The organism is Vibrio sp. J502, from assembly GCF_025397955.1.
GTDB lineage: Bacteria > Pseudomonadota > Gammaproteobacteria > Enterobacterales > Vibrionaceae > Vibrio > Vibrio anguillarum.
The window spans coordinates 155785-169213 of sequence record NZ_CP104554.1; the positions used below are offsets into that span (position 1 = coordinate 155785).

A 13429-nucleotide genomic window follows, 5' to 3' on the forward strand; every position below is an offset into this window, starting at 1 on the left:
GATTAACCTAATGATGGCAAAAGGGCTGGCTTATGGCCAACCCTTTTAAAATTCTTTAATGAAACTCGTATTATGCGTAGGCGCAGCGTAGTCTCATGATTTCCTGATTCACTTCCTTCACCGTCTGAAAGTGGCGCTTGTCTGCGCGCTCTGGCAAGATCAGTTTGCCATTATCGAATTCAAATTTTCCAACCCCGTAAATATAGATTCTTCCTTTAAAAAGCCGACTTACGTGTTTAGCTATCATACCTGGCGTATAGCGCTTAAACAGTCTCATACTTCGATCCTTCTGTTATTCTAACACTGCAAATTATAAATAAATTGCGCCTCTAATAGTGTGATTGCCATAGAGGAATATGCAGTTATTGGTGACCCTTTTGGATATTTGTGCTGCCGTAGGCAAAATGTTGGATAAATACCCATGTTTGCGTGATTATCTCCTCAAAATAGTGCTAACAAAAAATGCTCAGTGCACCATTCACTTGGTGCATATTAAGCACGACAAATATTACACTTTAAAGAATAGCTGCTGTTTATGGAAAGTGTTAAATTTTGGTTAAGAATAGCCTGAAAAAAAGCCCGCTTAAATAATAGGCGGGCGAATAGTCACAGATGCATTGTTAAGAGTACGTCAAAACAAACCTGATGACTATTTATGTTTCAATAATGACTAAAAATTCACCTCTAATGTTGTGTGATTTAGAGAGCGATCACGTGCCAATGTAATGGATTACATTATTGCATTCTTTTTCCTGAAATTTATTCGAGATAGGCGAGTGTTAGAAAGCATACGCCTCGTAAAGAGGCGCATGGTCAATATGAGGAAGAAGCTTATTCGTCAGTAAGAGAGTAGGGGAGAGCTGGCATAAACCAACGAGTGTTTGGTTGGCTTGCAAGACGAAACTCAGTTTCTGGCTCGAGATTGTTTGGTAAGACTATTAAACCGATAGCGGTATTATCAGCAAACGTGTAATGAACCATTAATTGCCCAGCACTACGCCAGTTTTCTCCAACTGAGCGTTCGATCATGATTGGTTGATCATTACTTAGCGGTTGCTCAATGTTGCCTTGAAGGATGTACATTGCACGCTTATTAATACCTCGATATTTAGCGCGAGCGACGGTTTCTTGGCCTGTATAACACCCTTTATTAAAGCTGATACCATTAAAGGCCTGAAGATTAACGGCTTGCGGTATGTGCTCATTTTGATCCGCTTGACCAAGGACGGGGACTGCTTCTTCGATATCAAAGCGAGTCCACGTTTCCTCGGTGACTTTCAGTGCTTCACTTTGCGTCATGAGCTGTTGCGCGGTTTGCTCTGAAACAAGTAATAGCCAACGTTGGGATGAAATTTTGATGGCGCTACCGCCGTCAATCAAACGCACCTCACCTTCATCCGCCGTTAATGTATTGATATATTGCTCAGCTTGTTCGCCCATAACGCCCAGTGCGATGTCTTGGCTCTGGCTGATATTGACTTTAGAAAAAATAGCGTATTTTTTCAGCTCTCTTAATTCAGCCTCTATTGCTGATAAAGGCTGGAACATCGCATAACCATCGTGATGGTGGAACAGGCGAAAGACGGACCACACTTTGCCTTTCGCATCACAATGGGCACCTAAGGTTGACTGTGTTGGTTCAAGAGTGACGACATTACAGGTCACTTGGCCTTGCAAATAGGCTTTTTTATCATTGCCTGAAATGATGATAGCGCCCCAGGATGCAAGATGAGTCAGCATCAGTGGTGGAAGTGAGTCATTGGCGGTTACTGCGAGAGGTGTCAATGTGTTTTGCCAGTCCATAGTCGTTACCTAAAGAGAATCTTGAGCCCCATGTTAATCCGGAAATTTTTTTTTGTCAGCTTGAACAGGGACTGTGACTCATCTACTAGTTGTATCTTCATCCAGTTGATACACTCAACGCAAATAAACATAAGGTGAGGAAAACCGATGTACACCACTGAAGAAAAAGCAAGAATCAAGTGGGCATGCCGTCGTGGAATGTTAGAGCTCGATGTGGTTGTGATGCCGTTCTTTGAAGAGTGCTTTGATTCTCTGAATGAAAATGAGCAACGAGATTTCGTTTCCCTACTTGAGTCTGACGACCCTGATCTATTTACTTGGATCATGGGGCATGGTCGTAGCGAAAATCTTGGGCATGCGGCAATGGTGGATAAAATTGTTGCTCACAACCTCAGCAAAGTGCGTTAATTTCGTATTATTTCCTTCCCATTTTGCCCGCATTACTAACTTCATTTGTTTGATGATAGCCGTGTGGGCATTATTGATATCGCCCATTCCACTTGTAACGCTCCCCTTATTTTACGCACCTCTTATCACGGCGCAAAAGAGTACCTCACTGTTAGTCCCTAGCTTAATCGGCCAATTCAAGCTCACGAGTCACGGTGAGTGGCAATGTGCCGACCAGAACCTGTCCATTGAAAAGGTTTCTACACAGTTTGCGTTTATGGTGTTGATCATTTATGCACAACAAGGTAAGCGCTATCTAGTGTGGCGCGACAGTTGTGTGGAAGCGGATTATCGCCGTTTATTGGTGCAGCTTCGGCAGGTTACCCATAACCAATCACCAACAATAAAGGAGCGATAAACGCTCCTTTATTCATTCGGTCAACTTGACGCTAACAGATGATCGTTGGCGAGGTTACTCGTCTGGCGTTAGGATAGTTGGGCCACTATTTTCGGCTAACTCTGGATAATCGAGCGTGTAGTGCAAACCGCGGCTCTCTTTACGTTGCATAGCACAACGCACCATTAACTCTGCCACTTGCAGTAAGTTACGCAGCTCAAGCAGGTTATTTGAAACGCGGAAATGACTATAGTATTCGTGGGTTTCTTGTTGCAGTAATTGAATGCGGCGTAGTGCTCGCTCTAAGCGCTTATCTGTGCGGACAATCCCCATGTAATCCCACATAAATAGGCGCAGTTCATGCCAGTTATGTTGGATTACGACCTCTTCATCAGAGTTATTGACCTTACTTTCATCCCAACCGGGTAAGCTTGGTGGGAGCTGAGCCGTTGGTAATCCTTTTAAAATATCCTTTGCCGCTGACCAAGCATAAACGACGCATTCTAATAGAGAGTTCGACGCCATTCGGTTAGCACCGTGCAAACCTGTGTAGCTAACTTCGCCGATCGCATACAGATTATGCAGATCCGTTTTACCTTGTTTATTGACAATAACGCCACCACAAGTGTAGTGCGCCGCAGGAACAATCGGAATCGGCTCTTTGGTCATATCAATGCCCAAATCCATCAAGCGTGTATAAATGGTTGGGAAATGTTTTTCAATAAAATCGGCCGGTTTGTGGCTGATGTCCAGATACATACAATCAGCACCTAAACGCTTCATCTCATAGTCGATGGCGCGAGCCACGATATCACGAGGAGCCAGTTCGGCACGTTCATCAAAATCGAGCATGAATCGTGAACCGTCTGGGCGTCTTAAAAAAGCGCCTTCGCCACGTAATGCTTCTGTCAGTAGGAAATTACGTGCTTCAGGGTGGAAAAGACAAGTTGGATGGAATTGATTGAACTCAAGGTTCGCCACTCGGCATCCTGCACGCCACGCCATTGCGATACCATCACCTGAGGAAACATCAGGGTTAGAGGTATATTGATACACTTTTGAGGCGCCGCCCGTGGCTAAAACGACAAACTTAGCGCGGATCGTTTCAACGTGTTCCTCATTGCGGTTCCAAATATAAGCGCCAACCACTCTTTTTTTATCACCACCGATTTTATCTTCGGTGATTAAATCCAATGCATTGTGACGTTCAAGGATAGTAATGTTGGGGTGATTATGAACATTGTCTTGCAAGGAGGTTTGCATTGCCATGCCAGTGGCGTCAGCCGCGTGCAAGATGCGGCGATGACTATGGCCGCCTTCACGAGTTAAGTGATAGCGAGGTGCTTCATCACTGTCATTCTCTTCTCTGTCAAAAGGAACGCCGCCATCGATAAGCCACTGAACACACTCTTTAGCATGCTCGGCGATGAAACGGACAGTATCCTCTTCACAGATCCCTGCGCCCGCAATTTGAGTGTCTTCGACGTGTGACTCAATACTGTCTGATTCGTCAAAAACAGCGGCAATCCCCCCTTGGGCGTAATAAGTGGCACCTTCACTGCGTGGTCCCTTACTCAGTACAATGACTTTACTGTGTTTTGCTACGCGTAGTGCGAGCGATAAACCCGCTGCGCCACTGCCTACGACTAATACATCGCATAGATGTTCACGGTTTGCGTTCATAAAACTTTTAAATTCCCGAACTAGAGTAGAGTTGTCCAACTCTCATTTTAAATATGCATTGCATCTATCTATACTCTTGAAGTGATTCAGCCGCAAGGTTTATCCACTAACGGTATCGCTATGGCTTCAAGCCAATAGCAGTAGAGAAAGATTTGATGCAATACTTTGTAAATGCCATTGTCTTTCGTCTTATCGACCCTCACTATACTGGGGATCCCCTATAGTGAAATTAGATCATATTTATTGAATAATGCTTGGCAAATATTTTTAGACAGAATGGAACTTTCTATTCTCCCTTGAGTCACAATAGTGCTCATGTAAGCGGTGGTGTCAATACTACATTTTGCATAATGAATGCCCATATCTGAGAAGGTAAGGGGAATAACAATAGGAGTACAGGCTCGAATGAACGAGCAGCTGACCGATCAAGTATTGATTGAGCGAGTTCAGAGTGGAGATAAGCAAGCATTTAACCTTTTGGTTTTAAGGTACCAAAATAAAGTCTGCAACCTTATTTCTCGGTATGTGAGCAATTCCGGAGATGTAGCCGATGTCGCACAAGAAGCGTTCATCAAAGCGTATCGGGCTATCCCAAGTTTTCGCGGAGAGAGTGCCTTTTACACTTGGCTATACCGTATTGCTGTTAATACCGCTAAGAATCACATTGTAGCCCAAAGTCGTAGACCGCCCGCTAGCGATGTTGATGCTGAAGATGCTGAATATTACGAAAGTGGCAACGCATTAAAAGAAATATCGAACCCTGAGAACATTACGTTGTCGAAAGAATTGCAGCGGGTCGTTTTTGGTGCGATAGAAGCGTTGCCTGAAGATTTGAAAACTGCGATGACCTTGCGTGAACTGGATGGTTTAAGTTACGAGGAAATAGCAGAAGTCATGGATTGTCCTGTAGGAACGGTGCGTTCTCGCATCTTCCGTGCTCGTGAAGCGGTAGAAAAGAAAATTAAACCTCTTTTATAGCGCTCAAACTGGTAACGAAAATGGTGAATAAATAATGGCTGACAAAGAAAGACTTTCAGCACTCATGGATGGGGAAATGGTCGATAAAGCGCTCATTCAAGAATTAGAGCTCGACCAAGAAAGTTTGCAAACGTGGAAAAATTACCATTTGGTTGGTGATGTGATGCGTGGAGATGCCCCAGTCCGAGCTGAGTGGGATATTGCACAGAGCGTTGCATTAGCATTGGATGACGAACCCGCACACAGTCGTTTACAATCTGCTTCGGTTATTGATTTTCGTGATGCAAGCCGTGAGTCTCAGCCGACGCCAGCTCAAGCTCGTCGGCAGTTGCCGGCTTGGCTTTCCCAATTTGGCCAGGTTGCGGTTGCTGCGTGTGTGTCGTTTGTGGTGATTTTAGGTGTTCAACAATACGGTGGCCGTGATTCAGGAGTGGATCAAAACGACCATTTACCCGTACTGCAAACCATTCCGTTGGCTGGCAGCGCAGAGCCTGTGAGCTTAACGCGCGATTCAGTAGAGCGCCAAACCAGCGTGCAAGAACAACGTCGCCGCGTAAACGCATTATTGCAAGACTACGAGCTGCAACTTCGCCTGAACAGTGAAAGTGCAAGCCCACATAACGATGTACTTGAATCGGTAGTTGAATGAATAAATTTCTGATCAGTGCACTGGCGCTGTTCAGTTTGAACTCTACATTAGCCTTTGCAGAAGACCAACCTGCAGAGGCTTTGTTGCTTCAAATGAACGAGGCCAGTCAGCATTTAAATTATGAGCTGTCTTACATTCTGATTAAGAAAAACAGCATCGATCCACTGCTGTATCGTCATGCAAGTCAAGGCGATCAGCAATTTGCGCATCTCGTTTATCTCAGCGGCCCGATCCGTGAAGTGATTCGCCGTGGCAATGAAGTGAGTTACATTGAACCTGGGGTAGAACCGTTCACCATTGAGTCAAGCACTATGGTTGCGCCGACGATTCCGATGCTAACCAGCAATGTCACTGAATTAGGCCGTTACTACGATTTCGTCAAAGTTGGCCGTGCACGTGAAGCGGGTACGGCTTGCCAAGTGGTGCGAGTGGTGCCGAAAGATGGCTTACGCTATTCCTATATTTTGTGGGTAGATGAAACCAGTAACTTGCCATTGCGAGCTGATTTAGTCGATCGCGACGGCGAGGTGCTTGAGCAATATCGCACTATCTCTTACGCCATTAGCGACAAATTAGCGCAGGCGATGCAAGGGCTAAATGACGTTGAGTTACCCGAGGTATTGACGTTACCGAAAGGCAACCTTACGGAAAGTTTTTGGCAAGTGAGTTGGAAACCTGAAGGCTTTGAACCCAAAGAGCTTAACCGTTATCGTATGGCGATTACTGAGCGTTTGGTAGAGAGCCAGATGTTCAGTGATGGGCTATTTAGTTTTTCTGTCTATATTTCCGATAGTGACAACCATTCGCTGAAAGGCCAACTGGTTCGTCAAGGCCGCCGTACCTTGCATAGTGTGGTGAAAGGAAACAATGAAATCTCAGTGGTCGGTGATATTCCACCAGCAACGGCGCAGCGCATTGCTCAATCGGTGACGTTTGTCCAGCCTGCGGTGCCCTCAACAGAGGCAACCAAACCATGATGACGGCGTTAGCAACAGTCACCGCTGTTCAACCTGATGCTAAAGGGTTTCACGTTGAACTCAGTTGTCAGCAGCAGACAAGTTGCAGCAGTTGTTCGTCCTCCAAAAGCTGTGGTACTGGGATCGTATCGAAAGCGATTGGTAACAAAGCGCTGTTATGGCAACTCGATACGAAAAAACCAGTGAAGCAAGGCCAGACGGTTGAAATCGGTTTCCCCGAAAAAAGCTTGCTTCAATCGGCAGCCTTAGTGTATTTGGTGCCGCTTTTTATGATGATGTTTGGCGCTTGGCTGGGTGAGAGCCTCTTGGCCCCTTGGCTCGGTTTAGGTGAGGGCATCGTGATCATCACGGCCGCTGTTTTTATCGCGCTGGGGATCGGAATTGCCAAACGTTGCTCTGTGGTTCTTGAAAAACGATCGCAGCAAGAGGTGGTTTTGGTCCGAGTCCTTGGTGAATCTATCGCCTAATTTATGATGCGAACCCTACCGAAATTGGGTAGAATCGGCCAACTTTATGGAAACGCCGCTTGATGTGGCTTTCTTATGTCCCTTTTTTCAAGAGTTTAGTCATCCCAAATCTATGAAGCACATTCGTAACTTTTCGATTATCGCCCACATCGACCATGGTAAGTCGACCCTATCTGACCGTTTGATCCAAGTTTGTGGTGGATTAAGTGATCGTGAAATGGAATCTCAAGTTCTAGACTCTATGGACCTTGAGCGTGAGCGTGGCATCACCATCAAAGCACAGAGTGTGACGCTCGATTACAAAGCAAACGATGGCGAGACATACCAGCTCAACTTTATCGATACTCCTGGACACGTTGACTTTTCTTATGAAGTTTCCCGTTCTTTAGCCGCCTGTGAAGGTGCTCTATTGGTAGTGGATGCTGGTCAAGGCGTTGAAGCGCAAACATTGGCTAACTGCTATACCGCCATTGAAATGGATCTTGAAGTTGTCCCGATCCTAAATAAGATTGATTTGCCAGCCGCAGAGCCTGAACGCGTAGCGGAAGAAATTGAAGACATCGTCGGCATTGATGCTATTGACGCAGTGCGCTGCTCTGCGAAAACAGGCCTTGGCGTGGATGAAGTGCTAGAAAAAATCGTTTCTGGTATTCCGGCTCCTGAGGGCGATCCTGCTGCGCCGCTGCAAGCGTTGATCATCGATTCTTGGTTTGATAACTACTTAGGTGTTGTCTCTTTAGTGCGAGTGAAAAATGGTGCGCTGAAGAAAAATGACAAAATTAAAGTGATGAGCACAGGCCAAACTTGGGGTGTTGACCGTTTAGGTATTTTTACGCCAAAACAAGTCGACAAAACCATGTTGAACACTGGTGAAGTGGGCTGGGTGGTTTGTGGTATTAAAGACATTCTCGGCGCTCCTGTGGGTGATACACTGACCAGCGCGAAAGATCCGTGTGAAAAAGCATTGCCAGGCTTTAAAAAAGTGAAACCGCAGGTGTACGCGGGGCTTTTCCCTGTCTCTTCTGATGATTACGAAAACTTTCGTGATGCGTTAGGTAAACTGAGCCTAAACGATGCCTCGTTATTCTATGAGCCAGAAAGTTCGGCCGCCCTTGGTTTTGGTTTCCGTTGTGGTTTCTTGGGTATGCTCCACATGGAGATTATTCAAGAGCGTTTAGAGCGCGAATACGATCTTGACCTTATCACCACTGCGCCAACGGTAGTCTATGAAGTGAAGAAGACCGATGGCACGATGCTTTATGTTGATAGCCCTGCTAAATTGCCTGCGGTGAACGACATTGAAGAGATTCGTGAACCGATTGCGCGTTGTAACATTTTGACCCCTTCTGAATATTTGGGTAACGTCATTATGTTGTGCGTTGAAAAACGTGGCGTGCAGGTTGATATGGTCTATCACGGTAACCAAGTAGCCTTGACTTATGATGTGCCGATGGCCGAAGTGGTACTTGATTTCTTTGACCGCTTGAAGTCAACTTCTCGTGGTTATGCATCACTTGATTATGGTTTCCAACGCTTTGAAGCTTCAAGCATGGTTCGTGTGGATATCTTGCTAAATGGTGACAAAGTGGATGCGCTAGCCATCATCACTCACAAAGACAATTCGCAAACGCGCGGTCGTCAAGTGGTTGAGAAAATGAAAGAGTTTATCCCTCGCCAAATGTTTGATATCGCGATTCAAGCGGCGATCGGTAACCACATTATTGCTCGTTCAACCGTGAAGCAGCTGCGTAAAAACGTACTGGCGAAATGTTACGGTGGTGATATTAGCCGTAAGAAAAAACTGCTTAAGAAGCAGAAAGAAGGTAAGAAGCGCATGAAGCAAATTGGTAATGTTGAGTTGCCACAAGAAGCCTTCCTTGCCATTTTGCACGTAGGTAAAGATTAAGCATTGCTTTGGCTTTCTTATGCATGCAGCAGTCACCATTAAGTGAAAGAGTTTCGGCTCTTTCACTTTCGTATTTTTAGATAAGGGAACTCCATGGCGAATACATTTTCACTCATCTTGGTGATCGTCACATTAGTGACTGGCATAGTTTGGGTGCTGGAGAAGTTGGTGTGGGCGAAAAAACGTCAACAGAAGATGGCCGCTATTGAAGCGCAAACCAACGGCTTGGATGACAAACTCAGCGCCAAAATTTCCGCGCAACCTTGGTGGATTGAAAACAGTGTTTCCATCTTCCCTGTGATTGCTTTTGTGCTGGTGCTACGCTCTTTTGTGTACGAACCTTTTCAGATTCCATCTGGCTCAATGATGCCAACGTTGCTGGTGGGCGACTTCATCTTAGTTGAGAAATACGCTTACGGTTTGAAAGACCCAGTATGGCGTACTCAACTGGTCGAAACTGGTAAACCAGAGCGTGGTGATGTCGTGGTCTTTAAATACCCGCCGCAACCAAGCATTGACTACATCAAGCGCGTGGTCGGCATGCCGGGCGATACAGTTCGTTATAGCAGCAACAAAGAGATTTGTATTCAAGCTCAAGGTTCAACAGAATGTAAACAGGTCAAACTGTCCAATGTTGAAGAGAGTGAGTTCAACCAAAATGGCATCCCTTTAATTCAAGTGAATGAAAAGTTAGGTCAGATTGAACACCAGATTTTGATCAATCCATTGCGTCGTGATCGTGTTGATGCTTATCAGCCACGCCATGGCGTTAATGAATGGGTTGTTCCTCAAGGTCAGTATTTTGTGATGGGTGATAACCGTGACAACAGTGCTGATAGCCGTTACTGGGGCTTTGTTCCAGAAGCAAACTTAGTCGGTAAAGCGGTCGGTATTTGGATAAGTTTTGAATTTGAACGTGGTGCCGATAGCGTTTTACCTTCGTGGATCCCAACTGGTGTGCGTTTTAACCGCATTGGTGGCATTAACTAGGCTAGCTTTGGCTAGCCATCACTACATCGAGAGAGCATGAATTCTCCAATTAGTAAATTAGAAACTAAACTCGGTTATTCATTTAATGATCCCGAGTTTATTTCCTTAGCACTGACACATCGCAGTGCAAATGGTAAGCACAATGAACGTCTTGAGTTTCTGGGCGATTCAATTTTAAGTTTTGTCATCGCTGATGAGCTGTACCACCGTTTCCCTAAAATTAACGAAGGGGATATGAGTCGTATGCGCGCTACGCTTGTGCGTGGTCACACATTGGCTGAACTGGGCAGAGAATTTTGCCTAGGAGATTACTTAAAATTAGGTCCAGGTGAGTTGAAAAGTGGTGGTTTTCGCCGTGATTCAATCCTTGCTGATGCCGTAGAAGCCATCATTGGTGCGATTTATTTAGACAGCGATACCGAAGTAGTACGACGTATTATTTTGAGCTGGTATCAAGAGCGCCTTGACGCCATTGAGCCGGGCGTATCGCAAAAAGACCCAAAAACTCGCCTACAAGAGTTTCTGCAAGGTAGAAGAAAGCAACTGCCTATCTACACAGTGACTAATATTAAAGGTGAAGCACACAACCAAGAATTTACGGTATCGTGTGATGTAGCAGGAATGGGAACGCCTGTAATTGGTAAAGGCACCAGTCGTCGTAAAGCTGAACAATCGGCGGCTGAAATTGCACTAGAGCAACTGACAAATGGCTGATAACGAATTTGATTTGGATGCGTACTTCGCATCAAACACCAACAGCAATGAAGCAACTCCGGAAAGTGGTGAGCAGCACTGTGGTTTTATCGCCATTGTGGGTCGCCCCAATGTCGGGAAATCAACCCTGCTGAATAACTTACTGGGACAAAAGATATCCATCACATCGCGCAAGCCTCAAACCACTCGTCACCGCATTATGGGTGTCGATACAGAGGGGCCATACCAAGCGATTTACGTTGATACTCCGGGGTTACACATCGAAGAAAAACGTGCGATTAACCGCTTGATGAACCGTGCGGCAAGTAGTTCACTCAGTGATGTTAACTTAGTGCTGTTTTTAGTCGATGGCACTCAGTGGACCGCCGATGATGAAATGGTGCTCAACAAACTACGTAATGCTAATTTCCCTGTAGTGTTGTGTGTCAATAAAGTCGATAACGTGAAAGATCGTAACGATGTAATGATGCACATGTTAGAGCTATCGAAGAAAATGGAATTTGTTGATGTCGTGCCGATTGCGGCAAAACATGGCAAAAACGTCGATGTATTGCGCAAACATGTGCGTGAGCATTTACCTCAAGCCACGCATCACTTCCCTGAAGAGTATGTGACTGATCGCTCACAGCGTTTCATGGCTTCCGAGATTGTGCGTGAAAAACTGATGCGCTTTACTGGTGAAGAGCTGCCGTATTCAGTAACCGTTGAAATTGAACGTTTTGACTATAACCCTGAAACCGATGGTTTTCATATCAACGCGTTGATCCTCGTTGAACGCAGCGGCCAGAAAAAAATGGTGATCGGCAAAGGTGGTGAAAAAATTAAAACCATCGGCCGTGAAGCACGTTTAGATATGGAAGAGTTGTTTGGTCGCAAGGTTTACCTAGAAACTTGGGTGAAAGTGAAATCCGGGTGGGCAGATGATGAACGTGCCCTTCGTAGCCTTGGTTATATTGACGATCTATAACCTCTATTCGAGGTGGGCGAGAACATCGCTCACCTTTGAGTGCTGATATGTCAGACGGTTTACAGCGCTGTTTTGTCCTTCATCGACGTCCTTATAGCGAGTCGAGCCTAATCCTTGATGTGTTTAGTGAGGAGTATGGCCGCGTCACCTTAATGTCCAAAGGCGCACGTAGTAAACGATCGAACTTAAAAGGTGCACTGCAACCTTTTACCCCCTTATTGCTCAAATGGTCAGGCAACGGTTCAATGAAAACCTTGCGCCAAGCTGAACCGATTAGCCTTGGCTTACCGCTCAGTGGTATTCATCTCTATTCTGCCATGTACGTCAATGAGCTGATTGGCCGTGTGCTTGCGCAAGAAGTGCCTTGCCCGGGTCTGTTCCATGATTATCTGCATGCACTCACCGAGTTGGCTCAGTATGAAAATCCAGAACCAGCACTGCGCCGTTTTGAACTCGCGTTGCTAGCTTCAATGGGTTATGGCGTTGATTTTTTGCATTGCGCCGGAACGGGAGAAGCTATCGATCCTCGCATGACTTATCGCTATCGCGAGCAAAAAGGTTTTATCGCTTCTGTTAGGCGCGATAACCTCACGTTTATGGGTGATGAGTTGATTGCCATTAGTGAGCGGCGCTTTGTCAGTAAAGAGCAGCTTCAAGCGGCAAAACGCTTTACACGCATAGCGTTAAAGCCGTATCTTGGCGGCAAACCTTTAAAAAGCAGGGAGCTTTTCCTGCCCATGTCTAGTTTTTCCAGAGTACGGAGTATAGGAAAATGAGCGCAATTTACTTAGGCGTTAATATCGATCACATCGCCACGTTACGAAATGCCCGCGGTACTAAATACCCAGATCCCGTGCATGCTGCTGAAATGGCAGAGCGTGCCGGAGCCGATGGCATTACCATTCACCTACGTGAAGACCGACGCCATATCAAGGATCGCGATGTGCGTATTTTGCGCGAGACGTTGCAAACTCGAATGAACCTCGAGATGGCCGTTACCGACGAAATGATTGATATTGCTCTGCAAACCCAGCCTGAATTTGTGTGTTTAGTGCCTGAAAAGCGTGAAGAACTAACGACGGAAGGTGGGCTGGACGTATTAGGACAGCTTGACAAAGTGAAAGCGGCAACCGAAAAACTGACCGCTGCAGGCATCAAAGTCTCTCTGTTTATTGATGCTGATCGTGAGCAGATTAACGCAGCTAAAACTTGCGGTGCACCGTTTATTGAATTGCATACTGGTCATTACGCCGATGCAACAACCGAAGCGGATCAGCAAGATGAGTTAAAGAAAATTGCGGCGGCTGCGAGTTATGCAAGTGATTTGGGCATTACGGTGAACGCTGGTCACGGTTTGACTTACCACAACGTAGCTGCCATTGCTGCACTGCCTGAAATTTACGAACTCAACATTGGGCACTCGATTATCGGGCGTGCTGTATTTGATGGTTTGGAGAAGTCGGTCGCCGATATGAAAGCCATCATGCAAGCGGCTCGCAAATAAGGTCTAC

15 protein-coding genes are annotated in these 13429 nt (G+C 45.8%); 12 read left to right on the forward strand and 3 right to left on the reverse strand.

Going from position 1 to position 13429, the window contains the following annotated elements:
- Positions 1-70: 70 nt before the first annotated feature.
- Positions 71-277: a DUF1107 domain-containing protein gene (locus N5E84_RS00895; protein WP_010319814.1), complete on the reverse strand. Its 207-nt coding sequence runs from the start codon at positions 275-277 to the stop codon at positions 71-73.
- Between the two features lie 554 nt (positions 278-831).
- Positions 832-1803, reverse strand: a complete 972-nt coding sequence (ygfZ, locus tag N5E84_RS00900; RefSeq protein WP_064625894.1) for a tRNA-modifying protein YgfZ — start codon at positions 1801-1803, stop codon at positions 832-834.
- A 147-nt stretch (positions 1804-1950) separates the two neighbouring features.
- Between ygfZ and N5E84_RS00905 the strand changes: the two genes are divergently transcribed.
- Both N5E84_RS00905 and N5E84_RS00910 read left to right on the forward strand, forming a co-directional pair.
- On the forward strand, positions 1951-2211 hold the full coding sequence (locus tag N5E84_RS00905; RefSeq protein ID WP_010319812.1) for a succinate dehydrogenase assembly factor 2: 261 nt from the start codon (positions 1951-1953) through the stop codon (positions 2209-2211).
- The gene (locus N5E84_RS00910; RefSeq protein WP_315903802.1) at positions 2159-2608 is read left to right on the forward strand and encodes a protein YgfX; all 450 of its coding nucleotides are present in this window, start codon (positions 2159-2161) and stop codon (positions 2606-2608) included. Before N5E84_RS00905 ends, N5E84_RS00910 begins: the two co-directional genes overlap by 53 nt.
- Positions 2609-2662: 54 nt before the next feature.
- Here the strand turns inward: N5E84_RS00910 and nadB are convergent, their stop codons facing one another.
- On the reverse strand, positions 2663-4270 hold the full coding sequence (nadB, locus tag N5E84_RS00915; RefSeq protein WP_017046483.1) for an L-aspartate oxidase: 1608 nt from the start codon (positions 4268-4270) through the stop codon (positions 2663-2665).
- 405 nt (positions 4271-4675) lie between these two features.
- On the opposite strand from nadB, the gene rpoE reads away from it, so the two are divergent.
- The 10 genes from rpoE (at position 4676) to pdxJ (ending at position 13422) form a co-directional block, all read left to right on the forward strand.
- The gene (gene rpoE / locus N5E84_RS00920) at positions 4676-5248 is read left to right on the forward strand and encodes an RNA polymerase sigma factor RpoE (RefSeq protein WP_026027282.1); all 573 of its coding nucleotides are present in this window, start codon (positions 4676-4678) and stop codon (positions 5246-5248) included.
- Between the two features lie 34 nt (positions 5249-5282).
- On the forward strand, positions 5283-5897 hold the full coding sequence (locus N5E84_RS00925) for an RseA family anti-sigma factor (protein WP_019283332.1): 615 nt from the start codon (positions 5283-5285) through the stop codon (positions 5895-5897).
- Positions 5894-6874 carry a sigma-E factor regulatory protein RseB gene (rseB, locus tag N5E84_RS00930; protein ID WP_019283333.1) on the forward strand — a complete coding sequence of 327 codons (981 nt, stop codon included), beginning with the start codon at positions 5894-5896 and terminating at the stop codon, positions 6872-6874. The genes N5E84_RS00925 and rseB overlap by 4 nt, the downstream gene beginning before the upstream one ends.
- Positions 6871-7341, forward strand: a complete 471-nt coding sequence (locus N5E84_RS00935) for a SoxR reducing system RseC family protein (protein WP_019283334.1) — start codon at positions 6871-6873, stop codon at positions 7339-7341. The genes rseB and N5E84_RS00935 overlap by 4 nt, the downstream gene beginning before the upstream one ends.
- Positions 7342-7453: 112 nt before the next feature.
- Positions 7454-9247, forward strand: coding sequence for a translation elongation factor 4 (gene lepA / locus N5E84_RS00940; RefSeq protein ID WP_010319805.1), 1794 nt, complete (start codon positions 7454-7456; stop codon positions 9245-9247).
- 93 nt (positions 9248-9340) lie between these two features.
- On the forward strand, positions 9341-10237 hold the full coding sequence (lepB, locus tag N5E84_RS00945) for a signal peptidase I (RefSeq protein WP_019283336.1): 897 nt from the start codon (positions 9341-9343) through the stop codon (positions 10235-10237).
- A gap of 36 nt (positions 10238-10273) precedes the next feature.
- Entirely contained in the window at positions 10274-10951 is a 678-nt protein-coding gene (gene rnc, locus N5E84_RS00950; protein ID WP_010319803.1) for a ribonuclease III, read from the forward strand.
- Positions 10944-11918, forward strand: coding sequence for a GTPase Era (gene era / locus N5E84_RS00955; protein WP_010319802.1), 975 nt, complete (start codon positions 10944-10946; stop codon positions 11916-11918). The genes rnc and era overlap by 8 nt, the downstream gene beginning before the upstream one ends.
- A 47-nt stretch (positions 11919-11965) precedes the next feature.
- Positions 11966-12694 (forward strand): DNA repair protein RecO, encoded by a 729-nt coding sequence (gene recO, locus N5E84_RS00960; RefSeq protein WP_029388458.1) that lies wholly within the window; start codon positions 11966-11968, stop codon positions 12692-12694.
- On the forward strand, positions 12691-13422 hold the full coding sequence (pdxJ, locus tag N5E84_RS00965) for a pyridoxine 5'-phosphate synthase (RefSeq protein ID WP_013856034.1): 732 nt from the start codon (positions 12691-12693) through the stop codon (positions 13420-13422). Before recO ends, pdxJ begins: the two co-directional genes overlap by 4 nt.
- Positions 13423-13429 lie beyond the last annotated feature (7 nt).